This window comes from Rhodococcus sp. A14 (genome assembly GCF_011603105.1).
GTDB lineage: Bacteria > Actinomycetota > Actinomycetes > Mycobacteriales > Mycobacteriaceae > Rhodococcus_F > Rhodococcus_F opacus.
Window position 1 is genome coordinate 1 of the sequence record NZ_JAAOQS010000138.1, and the last position, 20,678, is coordinate 20,678.

The window sequence follows — 20,678 nt, forward strand, 5'->3', positions numbered from 1 at the left end:
GTCCACGGGCGCCAAGCCCGGCGGACCCCGTCCCGGCCCGAAGCCCCCGCGTGTCGGTAACAACCCGTACTCCTCGGCTCCCGCCGAGCGTCCGGCGCCCCGCCCCGCTCCCGGCGCACCGCGTCCGGGTGCACCCCGTCCGGCTCCCGGTCAGGGTGGACCTCGTCCGGCTCCCGGTCAGGGCGGTCCCCGTCCGGCTCCCGGTCAGGGCGGACCCCGTCCGGCACCGGGCCAGGGCGGTCCCCGTCCGGCTCCCGGTCAGGGCGGACCCCGTCCCAGCCCCGGCTCGATGCCTCCTCGCCCGAACCCGGGCGCGATGCCCGCTCGTTCGGCACGTCCCGCCCCCGGCGGTCGTCCCGGCCGTCCCGGCGGAGCCCCCGGCGGTCGTCCCGGTGGCGGCGGCGGTGGATACCGCGGTGGCGGAGCTCCCGGTGCCGGCGCAGGTGCGCCCGGTGGCGGAGCACCCGCAGGTGGTTTCCGCGGTCGTCCCGGTGGCGGTGGACGCCCCGGTCAGCGCGGTGCGGCAGCAGGTGCGTTCGGCCGCCCCGGTGGTGCCCCGCGTCGTGGTCGCAAGTCGAAGCGTCAGAAGCGCCAGGAATACGATTCGATGCAGGCGCCCGCCGTCGGCGGCGTGCGGTTGCCCCGTGGCAACGGCGAGACCATTCGCCTCGCCCGCGGTGCATCCCTGTCGGACTTCGCGGAGAAGATCGACGCGAACCCCGCAGCGTTGGTGCAGGCACTGTTCAACCTCGGCGAGATGGTGACGGCGACCCAGTCGGTCAACGACGAGACGCTGGAACTGCTCGGCGGCGAGATGAACTACGTCGTCCAGGTCGTCAGCCCGGAGGACGAGGACCGCGAGCTGCTCGACAGCTTCGACCTCACCTACGGCGAAGACGAAGGTGGCGAAGAGGACCTCGAGTCCCGTCCGCCGGTGGTCACCGTCATGGGCCACGTCGACCACGGTAAGACCCGACTGCTCGACACGATCCGTAAGGCCAACGTCCGCGAGGGCGAGGCCGGCGGCATCACGCAGCACATCGGTGCCTACCAGGTGCTGACCGAGCTCGACGGCAACGAGCGTCTCGTGACGTTCATCGACACCCCCGGTCACGAGGCCTTCACGGCCATGCGTGCCCGTGGTGCCAAGGCCACCGACCTCGCGATCCTGGTCGTCGCCGCCGACGACGGCGTCATGCCGCAGACGGTGGAAGCGATCAACCACGCCCAGGCGGCCGACGTGCCGATCGTGGTCGCGGTGAACAAGATCGACAAGGAAGGCGCGAACCCGGACAAGATCCGGCAGCAGCTCACCGAGTACGGACTGGTCGCCGAGGAATACGGCGGAGACACCATGTTCGTCGACATCTCGGCGAAGCAGGGCACCAACATCGACGCACTGCTCGAAGCCGTGCTGTTGACAGCGGACGCTGCCCTGGACCTGCGGGCCAACCCGGACATGGACGCTCAGGGTGTCGCCATCGAGGCGCACCTCGACCGCGGACGCGGCCCCGTCGCGACCGTGCTCATCCAGCGCGGAACGCTGCGGGTCGGCGACTCGATCGTGGCCGGCGACGCATACGGACGTGTGCGCCGCATGGTCGACGAGCACGGCGACGACGTGCTCGAGGCCCTGCCTTCGCGTCCCGTCCAGGTGGTCGGCTTCACGTCGGTCCCCGGTGCAGGCGACAACCTGCTCGTGGTCGACGAGGACCGCATCGCCCGTCAGATCGCCGACCGGCGCAATGCGCGTAAGCGCAACGCACTGGCCGCGAAGAGCCGCAAGCGCATCAGCCTCGAGGACCTGGATTCGGCTCTCAAGGAGACGTCGCAGCTCAACCTCATCCTCAAGGGCGACAACTCGGGAACCGTGGAGGCCTTGGAAGAGGCCCTGCACGGCATCGAGATCGACGACGAGGTGCAGTTGCGGGTCATCGACCGTGGTGTCGGTGGCGTCACCGAGACCAACGTCAACCTGGCCGCTGCGTCGAACGCGATCATCATCGGGTTCAACGTCCGCGCCGAGGGCAAGGCGACCGAGTTGGCGAACCGCGAGGGCGTCGACATCCGGTACTACTCGGTGATCTACCAGGCCATCGACGAGGTCGAGAAGGCTCTCAAGGGCATGCTCAAGCCGATCTACGAAGAGGTCGAGCTGGGCAAGGCGGAGATCCGCGCGATGTTCCGTTCGTCCAAGGTCGGCAACATTGCCGGTTGCCTCGTCACCTCGGGTACCATCCGTCGCAATGCGAAGGCCCGGCTGCTGCGTGACAACACGGTTGTCGCCGAGACCGTCACCATCTCCTCGCTGAAGCGGGAGAAGGAGGACGCTGTCGAGGTACGCGAGGGTTACGAGTGTGGTTTGACGCTCACCTACTCCGACATCAAGGTCGGTGACGTCATCGAGGCCTACGAGCTTCGGGAAAAGCCGCGCGACTAGTCGCCATCCGTTTGGGGTGACGCAGCAGCGTCATCCGGCGTGCGCTTCTCCGGCCGACTCGATCGGCCGGGGGAGCGCACGTCTCCCCGAAGGAGGAAAGTTTGTACGTCGGTGCGCTCGAGCTCGACATCTTGCTCGGTGACGTGCGATCTCTGAAAGAGAAGCGTGCAATGGTCAAACCGGTTCTGGCGGAACTGCGACGCTACGGCGTCTCGGCTGCGGAGACCGGAGAACAGGATCGGTATCGCCGGTCGATGCTCGGCGTCACGATGGCGAGTTCGGCGGTCGATCATGTACACGAGGTACTCGACACGTGCGAACGGCACGTCGCCGAGCTGCCGGAACTGCAACTCCTTGCGGTCCGGCGAAGGATTTTCGGCCCCGAGGACTGACTCGGAGTGCCCTGCCCGCCCCGCCGCATCTGCGGCCCGGCGTGCAGAATGAACTACAGCTACACACGCAACTTCACAACTTATCCAGCGGCCAGGGAGAGGAGTCTGATTGTCATGGTGGATCCCGCCCGGGCACGCAAACTCGCCAAGCGCATCGGCACGATCGTCGCGACAGCGATCGACCACGAAATCAAGGACCCTCGCCTGGCGTTCGTCACGATCACCGATACCAAGGTGACGGCCGACCTCCACGACGCCACCGTGTACTACACCGTGATGGGTGCCGACCTCGAGTCCGAACCCGACCTCGTCTCCGCAGCCGCAGGGCTCGAGAAGGCGAAGGGCGTTCTGCGCTCGAAGGTGGGTGCAGGCACCGGAGTCCGGTTCACGCCGACGCTCACGTTCGTCGCGGACACGGTCCCCGACACGGCACGGCACATGGAGGAACTCCTCGCCCGCGCTCGCGCCGCCGACGACGAGGTCGCGCGTGTCGCGGCCGGTGCGTCCCCGGCCGGCGACCCCGACCCGTACAAGGAGCCCCGAGCCGAGGACGCGGACGACGCCGACGTCGACGAGCCCTCCGGTTCCCGCCAGGCGGACTGACACGAACCGATATGACCCATACTCAGGAGACGTCCCTGTCTGATCTCGATCGTCACGAGGTGTTCCTGCCGCAGGCGGTCGCTGTTCTCGAGAACGCGACGTCGGTGACGGTTCTGTGTCACGTCCAACCCGATGCCGACACGATCGGCAGTGGGCTCGCCCTGGCGTTGGTGCTCGAGCGCAAGGGGATTCCGGTGCAGGTCGCGTTCGGCGCACCCGACGAACTGCCGGAGTCGATGCGTGAACTGCCCGGCACCCACCTGCTGGTACCTGCGGATCAGGTGCGCCGCAACGTCGATCTGCTCGTGACCGTCGACTGCGGCAGCGCCGGGCGGCTCGGGAAGCTCGCCGACCGGCTCGCGCACGCGGGGGAGACCCTCGTCATCGACCACCACCGGTCCAACACCCGCTTCGGTCGCATGAACCTGATCGACGAGTCCGCGGAGTCGACGACCGCGGTCGTGGCGCAGATGTTCGACCTGTGGGGTGTGGACATCGACGCCGACCTCGCGCACTGCCTGTATGCGGGACTCGTGACCGACACCGGTTCGTTCCGCTGGGTGCAGCCCGGCACCCACACGCTCGCCGAGAGGCTGCTCGCCACCGGAATCGACGGGGCGCGCATCGCGCGGCGCCTGCTCGACACCCACCCGTTCGGCTGGTTGCCCATGCTGTCCTCGGTGCTCGGGTCGGCGACCCTCGTCCCCGACGCAGCGGGAGGGCGTGGACTGGTCTACGCCGTCATCCGACAGGCCTACGTCGGAGACCTCCGCTCGGAGGAGATCGAAAGCGTCATCGACATCGTCCGGACGACGTCCGAGGCCGAGGTCGCCGCAGTCCTCAAGGAGGCCGTGGACGGCACCTGGTCGGTATCGCTGCGATCGAAGTCCGACGTGGACGTGTCGGTCGTCGCCGGATATCTCGGCGGCGGCGGTCATCGGTTCGCCGCCGGCTACACGGCCGAGAACTCTGCGGACGAGATCGTGACCTCGCTCGTCGAATCACTCGGCTGAGGTCCGAATTCGTTGGCTGAAGTCTCGGAAGTCACGGGCGACGCGACCGCCCGGACGGTGTTCGGGCTGGCGTTGCCCGCGCTGGGCGTCCTCGCTGCCGAACCGATCTATCTGCTCTTCGACATCGCCGTCGTCGGTCGGCTGGGCGCTTTGGCGCTCGCGGGCCTCGCCGTCGGCGGTCTCATCCTCGCCCAGGTCAGCACGCAGCTGACATTCCTGTCCTACGGCACGACGGCGCGCGCGTCCCGCATGCACGGGGCCGGCGACGAGCGCGGCGCGGTCCGGGAGGGCGTGCAGGCCACGTGGCTGGCGCTGGGGATCGGCGCGCTCGTGATCGCGCTGGCCCACCTGTTCGCGCGGCCGGTCACCTCGGCGATCGCGGGCGGCTCCGACATCGCGGCGGCCGCCGAGAGCTGGCTGCGGATCGCGGTGTTCGGGGCCCCGCTGATCCTCGTCGCGATGGCGGGCAACGGGTGGATGCGTGGTGTGCAGAACACGGTGCGACCGCTGCGGTTCGTGATCGCCGGTCTCGTCGTGTCGGCCGTGGCCTGCCCGGTTCTGGTGCACGGATTGTGGGGTGCGCCGCGCCTGGAACTCGAGGGATCGGCGGTCGCGAACGTGATCGGGCAGGCGGTCTCCGCGAGCCTGTTCATCGGAGCGCTGGTGGTCGAGCGGGTGCCGTTGCGCCCGCGGTGGCACGTCATGCGCGCCCAGATGGTGCTCGGCCGGGACCTGATCCTGCGGAGCCTGGCCTTCCAGGCGTGCTTCCTCTCGGCCGCCGCCGTCGCGTCCCGGTTCGGTGCCGCCGCGGTCGCCGCCCACCAGGTGGTGCTGCAGCTGTGGAACCTCGTCGCCCTCACCCTCGACTCCCTGGCGATCGCCGCACAGGCGCTGGTCGGTGCCGCGCTGGGCGCCGGACACGCCAAGGGCGCCACGCGACTGTCGTGGCGCATCACCCGATGGTCGACGATCTTCGCGACAGGGCTCGCCCTGATCTTCGCCCTCGGCCACGGGGTGATCCCCGAGCTGTTCACCTCCGACCAGGCCGTGCTCGACGAGATGGCGGTGGCCTGGTGGTTCTTCGTCGCGATCATGCCGGTCGCCGGAGTGGTGTTCGCCCTCGACGGGGTACTGCTCGGTGCCGGCGACGTCGCCTTCCTCCGGAATGCCACGCTGTCCTGCGCGTTGGTCGGATTCCTGCCACTGATCTGGCTGTCGATGCTGCACGACTGGGGCCTGGCGGGAATCTGGACGGGACTCACGGTGTTCATAATTCTTCGGATGCTCGCGGTCGTGTGGCGCGTCGGAACGGGCCGCTGGGCAGTGGTCGGGGCCGACCTGCAGACACGGCACGGATCGGACAGCGATCCCGCGGCGGAACACGATCGGAAAGGTGGTTGACGTGGCACCCAAGCTGATGGCGGTGAGCGACGTCCATGTGGGGCACCGGGGCAACCGCCCGATCACCGAGGACATCTATCCCGACTCGCCCGAAGACTGGCTGATCGTCGCGGGCGACGTCTCGGAGAAGACCGACGACATCCGGTGGGCGCTGAAACTCCTGCGCAGTCGTTTCGCCGAGGTCATCTGGGTTCCCGGCAACCACGAACTGTGGACGACGGCGAAGGATCCGGTGCAGATCCACGGCGCCGCCCGCTACGACTACCTGGTCACCCTGTGCCGCGAGATCGGCGTCATCACCCCCGAGGACCCGTTCCCGGTGTGGGAGGCCGAGGACGGCCCGATCACCCTGGTCCCGATGTTCCTGCTGTACGACTACACGTTCCTCCCCGACGGCGCCACCACCAAGGAGGAAGGTCTCGCGATCGCGCGCGAGAAGAACGTGGTGGCCACGGACGAGTTCCTGCTTTCGAGTGAACCGTACGGAACCCGGGATGCCTGGTGTCGCAACCGCGTCGAGACGACGAAGGCCCGGTTGGACGCCCTGCCCGCCGGAACCCGCACCGTCCTGATCAACCACTTCCCGTTGGTGCGTCAACCGACGCAGGTGCTGTGGTACCCGGAGTTCTCCTTGTGGTGCGGCACCGAACTGACCGCGGACTGGCACACCCGGTACAACGCCGTCTGCGCCGTGTACGGGCATCTGCACATTCCGCGGACCACCTACTACGACGGGGTGCGGTTCGAAGAGGTGTCGCTGGGCTACCCGCGGGAGTGGCAGCGGCGGGGACTCCCGGACCGCCTCCTGCGGCAGATCCTCCCGGTGCCGGAGTACCCGCCGGGAACCCTGAACAAGTGGGGAGGCCACTTCAAGGTCACTCCCGAACAGGAAGCCGAAGTGGAGAAGATGCGGGCGAGGGGGGCCCTGTGATCGAGAGAATTCTGCCTGCCGGAGTGGTGTCGTCGGAACTGTTCGAGGATCCGCCCGGCCTGCGTCCGCACCCGCAGGAGGAGGCGCTGATCGGCAGGGCCGTGGAGAAGCGCCGCCGCGAATTCACCACCGCACGGCACTGCGCCCGCCTGGCGATGACGAAGCTGGGCGTGGACCAGGCCCCTGTTCTGCGGGGCGACAAGGGTTCCCCCGTGTGGCCGCGCGGCGTGGTCGGGAGCCTCACCCACTGCGACGGTTACCGCGGCGCGGTGCTCGGCTACGCCATGCAGGTGCGGTCCGTGGGGATCGACGCCGAACCGCACGAGGCGCTGCCCGACGGTGTGCTGGACGCGGTGAGCCTGCCCGCCGAACGCGACTGGCTGTCGGGCACGGCGGACTCCGGGCAGTGGCGCTCCGCCACCGGCGGTCCGGTGCACCGGGACAGGCTGCTGTTCTGTGCCAAGGAGGCTACGTACAAGGCGTGGTTCCCGCTCACCGCCCGGTGGCTCGGGTTCGAGGACGCGCACATCACGTTCGAGGCGTCCGGAGACGGCACCGGCACGTTCCATTCGGATCTCCTGATCTCGGGCGAGACCGTCGACGGTCCACCGCTGGCGTCGTTCGACGGACGGTGGATGGTGTCCGACGGCCTGATCATCACCGCGATTGCGGTGCACTGATTTCGGTGCGGTGACGACGGCTGGCAGAATCGGGCCTCGTGTCTGCACGTGAAAAGCCTTCTTCCGGTCTCGTCGGCGCCGGACTGCTCATCGTCGACAAGGACGCGGGCGTCACCAGCCACGACGTGGTGGCCCGGTGCCGGAAGCTGCTCGGCACCCGGAAGGTCGGGCACGCGGGCACTCTCGACCCGATGGCCACCGGGGTGCTGGTGCTCGGGGTGGAGCGGGCGACGAAGCTGCTGGGGCTCCTCGCGCTGACCACCAAGGCGTACACGGCCACGATCCGGCTGGGTCAGGCCACCACCACCGACGACGCCGAGGGTGAGGTCGTCGCGTCGGCCGATGCGTCCGGCGTGACGGACGAGGAGATCGCCGCGCAGGTGCACACCCTCACCGGAGACATCCAGCAGATCCCGTCGAGCGTCAGCGCCATCAAGGTCGACGGCCGGCGGGCGCACGCACTGATCCGTGCGGGCGAGGAGTTCGAACTCGCTCCCCGGTCGGTCACGGTGTCTCGGTTCGAGGTCGTCGCGAGGCGAACCGAGGGCACGTTCGTCGACCTCGACGTCGAGGTGGAGTGTTCCTCCGGCACCTATGTCCGGGCGCTCGCGCGTGATCTGGGGATCGCGCTGATCGGCGTCGGCGGGCATCTCACCTCGCTGCGACGGACCCGGGTGGGACCGTTCACGCTCGAGCACGCGCGCACGCTGGAGCAGCTTGCCGAGGAGCCGGGGGTCAGCCTCGACATCGACGCCGCTGCGCAGACCGCGTTCCCGCACCGGCAGATCGATGCGGACGAGGCCGAATCCATCAGTCAGGGCCGGTGGCTCGAGCCGATCGGAATCAAGGGTGTCTACGCCGCCATCGATCCGAGCGGGCACACGATCGCGCTGCTCCAGGAACGTGGACGGCGGGCCAGCTCGGTGATGGTGGTCCGCCCCGCGACCCTGAGGTAGCGGTTCACACCAGCCAGATGGCCTGGGCGGCGGGGTTTCCGAGCTCGATGGAGTCGTCGTGGGCGCCGAGCCGGATCGAGACGGTTCCGGCGTAGTCGCGTCGCTCCAGCACGGTGATCGTGACGTCCAGTGCCACCCCGACCGAGTCGAAGTACCGCAGCATCGCCGGGTCGGAGTCCGAGATCCGGGCGATGCGGCCGCTCTCGCCGTTGACGAAGTCGCTGAGCTGTCGTGCCGGGGGAGTGGGCACCGAGCCGTCGACCGCGGGAATCGGATCGCCGTGCGGATCGCGTTCGGGATGGCCGAGCTTGGCGTCCATCCGGGAGATCATCAGATCCGAGACGGCGTGTTCGAGTACCTCCGCCTCGTCGTGCACCTCGTCCCAGCCGTATCCCAGTTCGTGCACCAGGTACGTCTCGATGAGGCGGTGCCTGCGGACCATTCCGACGGCGGCGACGCGCCCCGCCTCGGTGAGGGCGATGGACCCGTATCGGGCGTGATCGACGAGACCCTGGTCGGACAGTTTCCGGATGGCCTCCGACACGGTGGACGCCGACACTCCGATCTTCTCGGAGAGTAATTTCGTGGACACCCGCTCCTGCGACCACTCCTGAACGGTCCAGATGACCTTGAGGTAGTCCTGCGCCACTGCCGAGAGAGCCCCGGTCTCGGAGGTCGAATCCTCGGTCACGCTCTGGTCATTCTTGTTCACGGCCACGCCAACGAGCTTAGGCAAGTCTTACCGGCGAGACACATCGACACACCTGATCCGCCGCCGGGGGACGGCCCGGGCGACCGCGAACCGCGAGGTCGTGGCGCTTCCCCGGCGCGCGGGGCGGCCGGACACCCGGTCCGGAGATGAACATCGGCGCGCGGCACCGTAGGCTGCCACTCGTGCTGAGATGGCGTGGTCTCGACGAGGTTCCTGCCGACTGGGGTCGTTGTGTTCTCACGATCGGCGTATTCGATGGCGTGCACCGAGGTCACGCCCAACTGATCAGTCGAGCGGTGGCGGCTGCCCGCACGCGTGGAATACCCAGCGTGCTCATGACTTTCGATCCTCATCCGATGGAAGTGGTTCGTCCGGGCAGTCATCCCGCCCAGCTCACGACGCTCGCCCGCAGGGCGGAGCTCGCGGAGGAGCTGGGCATCGACGTGTTCTGCGTCATGCCGTTCACCGCCGAATTCATGAAGCTGACGCCGGAGCGGTACGCCCACGAGATCCTCGTGGAGCGCCTGCACGTGGCGGATGTCGTCGTCGGAGAGAACTTCACGTTCGGCAAGAAGGCTGCGGGCAACGTCGACCTGCTGCGTCAGATCGGCGAGCGGTTCGGGTTCGCGGTCGACGGTGTGACGTTGCTCGCCGAGCACGCGGTCACATTCTCGTCCACCTACATCCGTTCGTGCGTGGACGCCGGCGACATGGCCGCCGCGACGGAGGCCCTCGGCCGCCCGCACCGCGTGGAGGGTGTCGTCGTCCACGGCGACGGGCGTGGACGGCAGCTCGGCTATCCGACCGCGAACGTCGCGCCGCCCATGTATGCCGCGATTCCCGCGGACGGCGTGTACGCCGCCTGGTTCACCGTGCTCGGACACGGGGTCGACCTGGGCACGGTCACCTCCGGCGAGCGGTACATGGCCGCCGTCTCGGTGGGCACCAATCCCACGTTCTCCGGGCGGACGCGCACCGTGGAGGCCTTCGTCCTGGACCGGGAAGCCGACCTGTACGGCCAGCACGTGGCCGTCGATCTGGTGGAGCGCCTCCGCGGGATGGAAAAATTCGATTCGGTCGACGACCTGATCGTCGCGATGGGCAAGGACGCCGAGCGTGCGCGTGCGATCCTGGCGGCGTCGGAGGACGTGCGGTAAAGCCGTCCCATTTCAGCTGGTAAAGTAGACCGCTGGCGTGCGCTGCGGTTCGCGGCGGCCGCGCCGAGTTTCGATCCTTGCACGCGAACGTCATCACCAGGAGTGAACCAGTGGCATTGACCACCGAAGAGAAGAAGCAGGTTCTGAGCGAGTACGGCCTGCACGAGACCGACACCGGTTCGCCGGAGGCGCAGGTGGCCATGCTCACCAAGCGCATCGTCGATCTCACCGAACACCTCAAGATGCACAAGCACGACCACCACTCCCGCCGCGGCCTCCTGCTGCTGGTCGGACGCCGTCGTCGTCTGCTCAAGTACGTCCAGAAGGTCGACATCGAGCGTTACCGCTCGCTGATCGAGCGTCTCGGTCTGCGTCGCTGAGTTTCGCACACAGCGGTCATTTCGATCGCAAATCACTCCGGTAGCCGGCCGGGCCTTGCTTAGACTGGGCCTCGCTGGCTATCGGCGTTAGCTGCCGAGGGCAGCACTACTGTATGCACCCGAGAATGTGGTGTCGGTCTTCGGTAGTGGTCTTCCGGACACGGTCCGGGGGACTTCGATCGACGGCCGCCTCCGCACAGCGACATCCCGAGAACTCGAGAGGGGGATGTCCCTCAGGTGCGCAGTTCTCGCCAGGAGGGTGAGAACGCCCCCGCGGGTACGGCGAAGACGAGAGGGAAGTGAAAAGAAGAGATGACAGAGAATTCCGCAGTAGAGGTCGATGAGGGCGTGTTCGAATCCACCGCCGTGATCGACAACGGGTCCTTCGGAACCCGCACCATTCGTTTCGAGACCGGTCGCCTCGCGCAGCAGGCCGCCGGCGCCGTCGTCGCCTACCTGGACGACGAGACGATGCTGCTGTCCGCGACGAGCGCCAGCAAGCACCCCAAGGAGCACTTCGACTTCTTCCCGCTGACGGTGGACGTCGAGGAGCGCATGTACGCGGCGGGCCGTATCCCCGGCTCGTTCTTCCGTCGTGAGGGCCGTCCCTCCACGGACGCGATCCTGACCTGCCGCCTGATCGACCGCCCGCTGCGCCCGTCGTTCGTCGACGGTCTGCGCAACGAGATCCAGGTCGTCGTCACGGTGATGAGCCTGAACCCGCAGGACCTGTACGACGTGGTCGCGATCAACGCCGCGTCCGCCTCCACCCAGATCGCGGGACTGCCGTTCTCCGGACCCGTCGGCGGTGTGCGCGTCGCGCTCATCACGTCGGACGAGAACAAGGCCGGCCAGTGGGTTGCATTCCCCACCGTCGAGCAGCTCGAGAACGCCGTCTTCGACATGGTCGTCGCGGGCCGCATCGTCTCCGGTAGCGGTGACGACGCCGACGTCGCGATCATGATGGTCGAGGCCGAGGCCACCGACAACGTGATCTCCCTGATCGACGGTGGCGCACAGGCTCCCACCGAGGCGATCGTGGCCGAGGGTCTCGAGGCCGCCAAGCCGTTCATCGCCCGCCTCTGCACCGCGCAGCAGCAGCTCGCGGCCAAGGCGTCCAAGCCGACCGGTGACTTCCCCGTCTTCCCGGCGTACCAGGACGACGTGTTCGCAGCCGTCGAGGCCGCCGCTGCGGAGAAGCTCAGCGCGGCACTGACCATCGCGGGCAAGCAGGAGCGCGACGACAAGACCGACGAGGTCAAGGTCGAGGTCCTCGAGCAGGTTGCCCCGAATTTCGAGGGTCGCGAGAAGGAACTGGGCGCGGCGTTCCGCTCGCTGACGAAGAAGCTGGTCCGTCAGCGCATTCTGCGCGACCAGTTCCGCATCGACGGCCGTGGCATCACGGACATCCGTTCGCTGTCGGCCGAGGTCGCCATCGTTCCGCGTGCACACGGTTCCGCTCTGTTCGAGCGCGGCGAGACCCAGATCCTGGGTGTCACCACCCTCGACATGGTGAAGATGGCGCAGCAGGTCGATTCGCTCGGACCCGAGACGACCAAGCGGTACATGCACCACTACAACTTCCCGCCGTACTCCACCGGTGAGACGGGACGCGTCGGTTCGCCGAAGCGCCGCGAGATCGGTCACGGCGCGCTGGCGGAGCGGGCACTCATGCCCGTGCTGCCCAGCGTCGAGGAATTCCCGTACGCCATCCGCCAGGTCTCGGAAGCTCTCAGCTCCAACGGCTCCACCTCGATGGGCTCCGTGTGCGCGTCGACGCTCGCACTGCTCAACGCCGGCGTGCCGCTGAAGGCTCCGGTCGCCGGTATCGCCATGGGCCTCGTCTCCGACCAGGTCGACGGTGAGACCCGTTACGTCGCGCTCACCGACATCCTCGGTGCCGAGGACGCGTTCGGCGACATGGACTTCAAGGTCGCGGGCACGAAGGACTTCGTCACGGCCCTGCAGCTCGACACGAAGCTCGACGGCATCCCGTCGAAGGTCCTCGCCGGCGCGCTGTCGCAGGCCAAGGACGCGCGTGCGACGATCCTCGAGGTCATGGCCGAGGCCATCGACACCCCCGACGAGATGAGCCCGTTCGCCCCGCGCGTCACGGCCATCAAGGTCCCGGTCGACAAGATCGGTGAGGTCATCGGCCCCAAGGGCAAGATGATCAACTCCATCACCGAGCAGACCGGCGCCAACATCTCCATCGAAGATGACGGCACCGTGTTCGTCGGTGCGACGGACGGCCCGTCCGCGCAGGCCGCGATCGACATGATCAACGCCATTGCCAACCCGCAGCTGCCGAAGGTCGGCGAGCGCTTCCTGGGCACGGTCGTCAAGACCACCGCCTTCGGTGCGTTCGTGTCGCTCCTCCCCGGCCGCGACGGATTGGTGCACATCTCGAAGCTGGGCAGCGGTAAGCGCATTGCCAAGGTCGAGGACGTCGTGAGCGTCGGCTCGAAGTTGCGTGTCGAGATCGCCGACATCGACAACCGTGGCAAGATCTCGCTGATCCCCGTCGAAGAAGACGGCGCCGCGGCTCCGGCCGAGCAGAGCGAAGAGGCGGCTGCCGAGAAGTAGTCTTCTCCCGGTCATCACGCCGGCGGCCCCGCACGGATCTCGTGCGGGGCCGTCGGCGTCTTCCTGTCCGGTGCCGGTGCGCGTGTCAGGAGGTCGGTGCCGCGGTGAACCGTCCGACATACCGACGCTGCCACGGTGTCTCGACCGCGTGACGGTGGTAGTGCTGCCGGACGTACGCGACGGCGTCCCGCGCCGGGATCCCGTCGAGCACGGCAATGCAGGCGAGGGCTGTGCCGGTCCGGCCGTGACCGCCCCCGCACGCCACCTCCACCCGCTCCGTCGCGGCGCGGCGCCACACCTCACCGAGCGCATCGAGGGTGTCGTCGCGGTCCCGCGGCAACGCGAAATCGGGCCAGCGGACCCACCGCGAGTCCCACTGCACCGGCGGCGGCGTTCGCCCCAGCAGGTATACGGCGAAATCGGGGAGGGGACCCTCGGGGAGCGGTCGCCTCAGCCCCCGGCCGCGGACCCGGCGCCCGGACGGCAGGCGGAGGACTCCAGGCGCGTCGGCGTCCCAGGTATCGAACATGGCGCCCACTTTATTGCGAAGCCGTTCGGAAGACCCGATCTTCGAGGACCGGGACTGCGGTGCTCCGGTCCACCTCGGCGGCGATTGCGACGTCCTGCGGGTATCCCGAGGCACGCAACTCCCGTCCCGACGCACACGCCGCGAGGGACTGCGGGAGGGTCTGCGCGACGCCCTGCCAGGCGATCATGGCCGCCAGAGCTTCCGGCGAAGAGTCTGCGCCCCACCCAGGTCGCCGACAGGGCGGACAGCACGGCGCCCGCGCCCCACAGATCCTCGATCGCCGGCCGGAGTTCGCCGCCCGGCCATTTCTCCCCGGCGGCGATCACCGACACCACCGACGTCGACGTGCAGTGCCGGGCGATCCAGTCTGCAACAGCGGTCGCATTCCGTAGGGACGCCCCGATGCACACGCCGGTTCCGGTGCCGAGCTCGAAGCTGATGGTCGATCCGTTCGGCGAGGGAAGCACCAACCTGCGCGGCGCCGCGGTCCGTCGAATCGTATTCGGCGACAAGCTGATCTGTCCGTTCGTCACCCGGCTGCGTCCGACGGCTTTCGCCCCCGGCAGGCCCCAGTCGAAACGGAGGCCGTAATCGTGTTGGAGATGTTCGCGGTTCACGGGGTCTCCCCGCTCTCCGTGGAGGTGAGCGTTATGAGGGCAGCGATAACCGTGGTGACCGCGACGCTCGGGGGACCGGGTAGGCGCGCGGCACCGATGTCGCGGAAGGCTCGGGGATCGTCGAGGCGAATCTGCGCGCACCCGGGTGGGGGAGTATCCGTGGCCGGCACGATGCCCACGCCCAAGCCGGATGCGACCAGGCCGTGCACGGTGTGCACGTCCTCTCCTTCGAACGCGATCGTGGGTAGGGCACCGGCTCGGGCGAACAGGTCGTCGAGCGATCCCCGGAGCCCGTAGCCCGGCTTGAGAGTGACGATCGGCTCGGAGGCGAGGTCACGGATCGTCGTCGAGGTCGATGCGGCCCGCGGGTGCTCGGAGGGCACCAGGACGACGAGCGGCTGTTCGAACAGCGGCGTGACCGTCAGGCCCTCGGGCGGTGGGGTGAGACGGGAGGCGAGCGCGATGTCGGCCTCACGGTTGAGGAGGGTGTCCAGGCACGTGCGGCGCGCTCCCTGGCTGAGGACGAACCGGATCGTCGGATCCGTCGCGCGGACGGTGCGAATCAACTCGGGCACGAGGTGCTCGCCGAGCGACGTCTGAAAGGCGACGCGAACGGTGGCCCGCGCCTGTCGGTCTTCGGATTGCACGGCGTCGAGGCCGTCCACCACCGCTTCGAGTGCGCGTTGCGCGTAGGGCACCAGTGTCCGCCCGGCATCGGTCAGGCGCACGCCGCGGCCGTCCGGTTCCAGGAGCGGGATGTCGAGTTGCCTTTCGAGTCGGCGGACTATCCGGCTGACCGTGGGCTGGGGCATCCCGAGCATCGCGGCAGCGACAGTGACGTGTTCGACTTCGCCGAGGGCGACGAGCACGGGAAGATGCGGCAACAGCGCCTTGACGGACTCGCTATTCATAACTCAACTGTATGAGTCCGTGGATTGATCTGCATTGGATTCATCAGTTCTTCGGATCTACCGTCGACTTCATGTCGGCCACCCACCTCACGGAGAAGGACACCCGCGCAGCGGCTGCCCTGCAGAACACGCTGCCGACGGGAAATCCGGACCGCAGACTCTCGGCGGCCCTGTGGTGTGCCGGCGTGGCGACCTTTGCCCTGATGTACGCGCCTCAAGGTCTCCTCACGCAAATCGGGCACGACGCCTCCGTGAGCCCGGCTCAGGCTTCACTACTGGTGTCCGCAGCCACGCTCGGGCTGGCGTTGTCGGTTCTGCCGTGGGCCCGGTTCTCGGATCGAGTGGGGCGCCCCACCGCGATGCGGTACGCGGCGGCAACCGCGGGACTGCTCGCCGTGGCCGTCCCCTGGCTCCCGACGTTCGACGCGCTGGTGGCGGGACGATTCGTCCAAGGCGTGGCGCTCGGTGGACTACCAGCGCTTGCGATGACACTGCTCCACGAGGTCGCGGCGCCGGCCCGGACCACAGCATTGGCCGGTTCCTACGTGGCAGCAACATCTTTGGGTGGTTTGAGTGGTCGCCTTCTGGTCGTCCCGGTCGCCGATCACCTCGGGTGGCGCCCGGCACTGGCGATCCTCGGCGTCGGTCTGGCGATCCTGATGACCATCCTGATCGTGCTGCTACCCACCGGGCGGGGCCGGCGAGCGCTCGTCCCGTCCGCAGGGATCCTTGCCATCCACCTGCGGGATACCCGCCTGCTGGCATTGTTCGGCATCGGCGCGCTACTCGTCGGTGGCATGGTGGCCGTCTTCAACTACCTCCCCTTCCGCCTCGAGGCCGCTCCGTACCACCTCGCGCCGACAGTGGTGTCGCTGATCTTTCTCGCCTACCTGGCGGGCACGGCGGGTTCTCGCGCCGCCGGCTGGATGGTGGGCCGGCTCGGTCACCGAACCGTGCTCATGCTGGCCTGCACTTTCATGGCAGGCGGGACGGTGCTCAGCGTCGCCGGACCGCTGGTCCTGATCCTCCTCGGCGTGGCCGCGATCACCGCCGGGCTCTTCGTCGGCCATGCCGTCGCATCCGGCATGGTCGGCGCCCACGCGAAAACGGGTCGCGCACAGGCAACGGCGCTGTACAACGTCTCGTACTACGCCGGATCCAGCCTGTTCGGCTGGGTCGGAGGAATCGCCTGGGCGAGCGGACAATGGCTCTACGTGGCCGTCCTGGTCCTCGTGCTGACGGCGCTGGCCCTCGTCCTCGCGCTCCTCCCATCGACAACCGCACGTCGCGTCGTCGCCGTCGAGTCCTGCTGAAGCGGGAGTTGGGATCTGTCCGGCAGGCCGGAGCCCGTGTCCGGGTGGGGGCCTGCTGTAATGGGGACAGGACAGAGGGGAGGGTCTGATGAGTGGAATGTTCCTACTCGGTGCGGTGTTGGCCGGCAGTGGAGGTGTTCTGGGGTTGGCAGTCGCACTGTTCGGAGGTGCGGAACCAAGCCGCCTTCGCCTATGTGCGTTGGACGGCCACACCGAAGCCTGTGATGCGCCTCGGGCTTGACCCGAGAGTCGGTCGGGTCGTCGGCCGTCTGGCGCGAAATGCGTGAAGATCAGCTGCGACGGCGGGCAATGTGCAGGACCGCGCCGAAGTGCCGCCGGATGCGGTGATCGGGCCGCTCGGCGATTCGGCGACGAATCTCGCTGTAGAGCCGTTCCCGTTGCCACTTCGCCATGGCGATGTGACCGGAGAAGGTGTCGAGAAGGCCGAGGTAGCCGTCCACGTCGTAGCTGACTTCCCAGTCGAAGTGACGGACCACGACATTGTCGAAGAGTCCGCACTCCCACATTTCGGCCCGATGATCGGCGAGTTCACCCGGGCGCGGCCACGTCGCGGCATCTGGGAGACCTTCGCCGATCTCCTCGTAGACGGGTTGAATGTCACGAAAGATCGGGTCCCCACCTTCCGGGAACACGTGTTGTGCACCCCAGAAAGCCAGATGTCCTTCGGGTCGAATGAGGCTGGCCGCCTTGATGTATCGCGTCGAGGGATCGATCCAGTGCCAGGAGGTTGCCGCGAACACGAGGTCGTAGGTCACGCCTGGCGCAGGCCTCCATTGCTCGAAATCGGCGCAGACCACCTCGGCGTGAGGGAACGGCGCTACATTCTCACGCGCGATCGCTGCCAGGTCATGCCCGAGTTCGACCGACGTGATGGTGAAGCCCCGCCGCGCGAGCTCGACGGTGGCCTTGCCCGTACCTCCTCCGATCTCCAGTAGCGAGTCACCTAGGCGCAGTCGGGACGTGAGGACGAGTTCGTCGTAGAGCGCTGACGGATAGCCGGGCCGTGCGGCGTGGTACTTCCCGGCGGCCAACTCGAAGGTGCTCCGAAGCGTACGGCGATCCGTTGTCATGATTCGATCATCTCTGCTCCTCTGCAGATCGATCCAGTTCTATCGGCGATTCGTGGGCCTATCGCACCGTCTACCAGCGCTTTGACGCGCTAACCATCAGTGACAGCGACCCCACACAGAGAGGAAGATCAAACAGACCGGTCTCCAGTCTTCTGGCCCTACATCGCCTGAGGAGCGTGACGAGGTCGGTCGAATCCGATCCAGCCACCACCAAAGGGATGATCACCATGCCGGTTGTCGAGCAGTCCGTCGTCATTGCCCGTCCTGCGTCGGAAGTGTGGAGTTTTGTCACCGTTGCGGAGAACTGGCCGTCGTGGGAGGCGTCCACTGTTGAATGCGAGCAGCTCACCGACGGGGAACTCGGGGTGGGCACCCGGTGGCGCGGGGTAACCCGCATTCTGGGTAGGCGGCTCGACTGGGTCACCGAATTCGTCGAGTACGAGCCGTTGAAGGTGGCTGCGTCCAGGTCGGTGGAGAGCAAGATCGCCTTCACCGCGACGACAAGGCTCGAGGAAGTCGACGGCGGCACCCTGTTCACCTATCGGACCGACAGCGAAAGTGGCCTCGGAGGAATCTTCGGCAAGCTGGCTGACCCGATAGTCGCGAAGGCGTACTCACGCACGGTGCGAGCAAGCCTGGACAACCTCGCAGACCTGCTCACCATCGACAGCTGACCATGCGGGTCGGCTCTCATTCGGTCGTTCCTCGAGCAGCGATGAGTTTCCGTGTCTCGACGAGTCGTACCTTGCATACGATGTGGCCGACCGAAGGAGCGAGCTGTGGAAGATGTCTGGTCGATGGTGCACGCGGAGCGTGCGGCGCTGATCGACGACCTCGGGAATCTCGACGCCGCGCGGTGGGACGAGCCCTCGCTCTGTGGCGAGTGGACCGTGCACGACGTGGTCGCACACCTGGTCGACACGGCTCGGACGACGCGCCTCGGTTTCATGCTCGGCCTCGCCCGGGCGCGATTCGACTTCGACCGCCAGAACGCACGCGGCGTGGAACGCGAGCGTGGCGCCTCACCGCAGGAGACATTGGAGCGGCTTCGTCGGGCGGCGTCGCGCACGTCGACGCCTCCGGCACCCCTCGACAGCAGGCTCGTCGTCCACGGTGAGGACATCCGTCGGCCCTTGGGACTCACCCGCTCCTACCCGGCGGAGGCCGTCGACAGATCGCTCCGCCTCCAGACGCGCACCCCGGCGTCCTTCGGCGGCGCCAAAGAGCTTGTGTCCCGTGTCCGGCTGACGGCAGCGGACGCCGACGTGTCGATCGGCGACGGCCCCGAGGTGAGCGGCACCGCCCTTTCGCTTCTCCTGGCCGTCTCCGGTCGGAGAGTGGCGCTCGACGACCTCGACGGACCGGGCGTGGAGATCCTCGCGGCGGCGATCTGACGATCCACCGTCCGGAAACCGGGCGACGGTCCACTGGCGGGCGTGATCTGGGCTCCGTATCCCGGGACCTGATCGGGGACCCGGTGACGTCGTCGTAGCAAGCCGGTCCGCGATTGTCGAGCAGGCGCGGCTCGTGTCGCCGGCCTGGATCGGCGGAGCCGTGTCGCCCTCGGGAACGATCAGCGACACATAGCGTTCGCCGAATAGCGTCTCGGGCAGCAACCGCGCCGTCGCGGTGACGGAATCAGCTGCGCCTTGTCCGGCTGGATCGCGAGATGGCGATTTCATGCGTTCGTTGCACCATCGAGTAGTTCGTTTGACACAGGGAGGCGCCGCTAACTGACAGCGTCGACGAGGTAGGTGTTGAGAACTCGTGCAATGTCCGCCAACGCTCGCGGCGTGGTCATACGAATATGCGTGGCATCGATGGGATAATAGTCGATTGAACCAGTTATATATGGTTGCCAGCAACTTTCGGCAACCTCCTGGGTCATCTCGCCAGCTGCGGCGGCGAAGAAAAGCATGTCTCCGTCGAACACGGCGGGGTGGTAGTCGGCGACCAACCGTGGCGCGTCATTGAAGGATTCGACGATCCGCTTCACGTGTGATGGCTGGAGAAACTCGAATGCTCCGGTTCGCAGATGAATCAGTTCGGTCGCTTGTTCAGCCGACATGGTTTCCCCCGCGGCATCGAAGTCTTCGGCACCGAATCCAAACAGATCGGCTAGCTCGACCAGGATGTCTTCAACAGTGAATTCCTGGTTTGCAGTCGATTCCGCTTCGCGGAACCGGCTGTCCAGTATCGCCAGCATCGAGACCTGCTTCCCGAGAAGGCGAAGTCGTGTGGCTACGGCGTGGGCAATAACTCCGCCCAAGGACCAGCCGAGCAGGTGATATGGCCCATCTGGTTGCACGGCCTGGATCTCCCGGACGTAGTGCTCCGCCAACTGTTCGATCGAACGGGGATGCGGGTCGTCTTCGACGAGTTCGGGGGATTGCAGCCCGTAGATTCGCCGTCTCGGTTCGGTGTATCGAGCCAAACCTGCGTAGCACCAGGCCAATCCGCTAGCCGGGTGTATGCAAAAGATCGGGTCGGAATCTCCAGCTGATGTGATCGGGAACAGGACATCGAATGCCGAAGGTCCGGTCGGCACAATAGGTGTCGACCCGTCGGAGACCGCCTCGACTCTACTGGCGATCGCTTCCACCGTGGCGCCAGTGAAGAGCCATGCCACTTGCATCTCGACGTCGAGAGCCTCTCGCAGCCGCGCACTGACCTGGATGGCGAGCAGCGAGTTGCCGCCCAGGGTGAAGAAGTCGTCGTCGAGTCCGATTCGGTCGTGGCCGAGGACGTCGGTGAAGACGTCGGCGATGGTGTTTTCGGTGGGGGTGACCGGTGGTCGGAATTGCCGGTTCAACGGTGCTGGTGCGGGGAGTGCTCGCCGGTCGATCTTGCCGTTGGTGGTCAGGGGTAGTGCGTCGAGGATGGTGATGGGGGTGGGCACCATGTAGTCGGGGAGGTGGTCGGCGGCGAAGGTGTGGATCGTGGTGGGGTCGAGGGGGGTGTGGTTG

At 67.4% G+C, this 20,678-nt stretch carries 21 protein-coding genes and 1 pseudogene; 15 read left to right on the plus strand and 7 right to left on the minus strand.

The window, feature by feature from the left end; translation table 11 throughout:
* The 8 genes from infB to truB all read left to right on the plus strand — a co-directional run.
* Window positions 1–2,440, plus strand: a 2,440-nt coding sequence (infB, locus tag G9373_RS39975) for a translation initiation factor IF-2 (RefSeq protein WP_167120503.1), incomplete at its 5' end; no start/stop codon positions are given.
* A 101-nt stretch (window positions 2,441–2,541) separates the two neighbouring features.
* Complete coding sequence (locus G9373_RS39980; protein WP_005240674.1) at window positions 2,542–2,832, plus strand: DUF503 domain-containing protein; 291 nt, start codon at window positions 2,542–2,544, stop codon at window positions 2,830–2,832.
* Window positions 2,833–2,946: 114 nt separating this feature from the next.
* Entirely contained in the window at window positions 2,947–3,435 is a 489-nt protein-coding gene (rbfA, locus tag G9373_RS39985; RefSeq protein WP_005573415.1) for a 30S ribosome-binding factor RbfA, read from the plus strand.
* A gap of 11 nt (window positions 3,436–3,446) precedes the next feature.
* Entirely contained in the window at window positions 3,447–4,448 is a 1,002-nt protein-coding gene (locus G9373_RS39990; RefSeq protein WP_005261415.1) for a bifunctional oligoribonuclease/PAP phosphatase NrnA, read from the plus strand.
* Window positions 4,449–4,460: 12 nt separating this feature from the next.
* A complete protein-coding gene (locus tag G9373_RS39995) occupies window positions 4,461–5,849 on the plus strand; it encodes an MATE family efflux transporter (RefSeq protein WP_005261416.1) in 1,389 nt (462 codons plus the stop codon).
* A 1-nt stretch (window position 5,850) separates the two neighbouring features.
* Window positions 5,851–6,780 carry a metallophosphoesterase gene (locus G9373_RS40000; protein WP_005261417.1) on the plus strand — a complete coding sequence of 310 codons (930 nt, stop codon included), beginning with the start codon at window positions 5,851–5,853 and terminating at the stop codon, window positions 6,778–6,780.
* Window positions 6,777–7,460, plus strand: a complete 684-nt coding sequence (gene npt / locus G9373_RS40005) for a 4'-phosphopantetheinyl transferase Npt (protein WP_025432372.1) — start codon at window positions 6,777–6,779, stop codon at window positions 7,458–7,460. Before G9373_RS40000 ends, npt begins: the two co-directional genes overlap by 4 nt.
* A 38-nt stretch (window positions 7,461–7,498) precedes the next feature.
* On the plus strand, window positions 7,499–8,416 hold the full coding sequence (gene truB, locus G9373_RS40010) for a tRNA pseudouridine(55) synthase TruB (RefSeq protein WP_133986559.1): 918 nt from the start codon (window positions 7,499–7,501) through the stop codon (window positions 8,414–8,416).
* Window positions 8,417–8,420: 4 nt separating this feature from the next.
* Here the strand turns inward: truB and G9373_RS40015 are convergent, their stop codons facing one another.
* Window positions 8,421–9,134 carry a metal-dependent transcriptional regulator gene (locus G9373_RS40015; RefSeq protein WP_133986560.1) on the minus strand — a complete coding sequence of 238 codons (714 nt, stop codon included), beginning with the start codon at window positions 9,132–9,134 and terminating at the stop codon, window positions 8,421–8,423.
* A 176-nt stretch (window positions 9,135–9,310) separates the two neighbouring features.
* On the opposite strand from G9373_RS40015, the gene G9373_RS40020 reads away from it, so the two are divergent.
* The 3 genes from G9373_RS40020 (at window position 9,311) to G9373_RS40030 (ending at window position 13,251) form a co-directional block, all read left to right on the plus strand.
* Window positions 9,311–10,285, plus strand: a complete 975-nt coding sequence (locus G9373_RS40020) for a bifunctional riboflavin kinase/FAD synthetase (RefSeq protein WP_037205628.1) — start codon at window positions 9,311–9,313, stop codon at window positions 10,283–10,285.
* Window positions 10,286–10,395: 110 nt separating this feature from the next.
* Window positions 10,396–10,665, plus strand: coding sequence for a 30S ribosomal protein S15 (gene rpsO, locus G9373_RS40025; RefSeq protein ID WP_005240682.1), 270 nt, complete (start codon window positions 10,396–10,398; stop codon window positions 10,663–10,665).
* Between the two features lie 312 nt (window positions 10,666–10,977).
* Window positions 10,978–13,251 carry a polyribonucleotide nucleotidyltransferase gene (locus tag G9373_RS40030; protein WP_005240683.1) on the plus strand — a complete coding sequence of 758 codons (2,274 nt, stop codon included), beginning with the start codon at window positions 10,978–10,980 and terminating at the stop codon, window positions 13,249–13,251.
* 85 nt (window positions 13,252–13,336) lie between these two features.
* On the opposite strand, the gene G9373_RS40035 is transcribed toward G9373_RS40030, so the two are convergent.
* Window positions 13,337–13,780, minus strand: coding sequence for a protein-tyrosine phosphatase family protein (locus G9373_RS40035; RefSeq protein WP_167120506.1), 444 nt, complete (start codon window positions 13,778–13,780; stop codon window positions 13,337–13,339).
* A gap of 10 nt (window positions 13,781–13,790) precedes the next feature.
* The gene (locus G9373_RS47165) at window positions 13,791–13,967 is read right to left on the minus strand and encodes a hypothetical protein (protein ID WP_231137875.1); all 177 of its coding nucleotides are present in this window, start codon (window positions 13,965–13,967) and stop codon (window positions 13,791–13,793) included.
* 215 nt (window positions 13,968–14,182) lie between these two features.
* On the opposite strand from G9373_RS47165, the gene G9373_RS47170 reads away from it, so the two are divergent.
* A complete protein-coding gene (locus G9373_RS47170) occupies window positions 14,183–14,371 on the plus strand; it encodes a hypothetical protein (RefSeq protein WP_193385477.1) in 189 nt (62 codons plus the stop codon).
* A gap of 22 nt (window positions 14,372–14,393) precedes the next feature.
* On the opposite strand, the gene G9373_RS40045 is transcribed toward G9373_RS47170, so the two are convergent.
* Window positions 14,394–15,308 (minus strand): LysR family transcriptional regulator, encoded by a 915-nt coding sequence (locus G9373_RS40045; RefSeq protein WP_054248105.1) that lies wholly within the window; start codon window positions 15,306–15,308, stop codon window positions 14,394–14,396.
* An 11-nt stretch (window positions 15,309–15,319) separates the two neighbouring features.
* On the opposite strand from G9373_RS40045, the gene G9373_RS40050 reads away from it, so the two are divergent.
* Window positions 15,320–16,621 carry an MFS transporter gene (locus G9373_RS40050; protein WP_054248106.1) on the plus strand — a complete coding sequence of 434 codons (1,302 nt, stop codon included), beginning with the start codon at window positions 15,320–15,322 and terminating at the stop codon, window positions 16,619–16,621.
* Between the two features lie 290 nt (window positions 16,622–16,911).
* On the opposite strand, the gene G9373_RS40055 is transcribed toward G9373_RS40050, so the two are convergent.
* Window positions 16,912–17,712, minus strand: a complete 801-nt coding sequence (locus tag G9373_RS40055; protein WP_133986561.1) for a class I SAM-dependent methyltransferase — start codon at window positions 17,710–17,712, stop codon at window positions 16,912–16,914.
* Window positions 17,713–17,930: 218 nt separating this feature from the next.
* Between G9373_RS40055 and G9373_RS40060 the strand changes: the two genes are divergently transcribed.
* Window positions 17,931–18,386 carry an SRPBCC family protein gene (locus tag G9373_RS40060; RefSeq protein WP_005240690.1) on the plus strand — a complete coding sequence of 152 codons (456 nt, stop codon included), beginning with the start codon at window positions 17,931–17,933 and terminating at the stop codon, window positions 18,384–18,386.
* Window positions 18,387–18,491: 105 nt separating this feature from the next.
* Window positions 18,492–19,106, plus strand: a complete 615-nt coding sequence (locus tag G9373_RS40065; RefSeq protein ID WP_167120507.1) for a maleylpyruvate isomerase family mycothiol-dependent enzyme — start codon at window positions 18,492–18,494, stop codon at window positions 19,104–19,106.
* Window positions 19,107–19,232: 126 nt separating this feature from the next.
* Here G9373_RS40065 and G9373_RS47175 read toward each other — a convergent pair.
* Both G9373_RS47175 and G9373_RS40075 read right to left on the minus strand, forming a co-directional pair.
* A pseudogene (locus tag G9373_RS47175) lies at window positions 19,233–19,381 on the minus strand (mammalian cell entry protein); the annotation flags it as partial.
* A 60-nt stretch (window positions 19,382–19,441) separates the two neighbouring features.
* Window positions 19,442–20,678 (minus strand): thioesterase domain-containing protein (locus G9373_RS40075; RefSeq protein WP_240961002.1); only part of this gene is annotated, 1,237 nt, incomplete at its 5' end.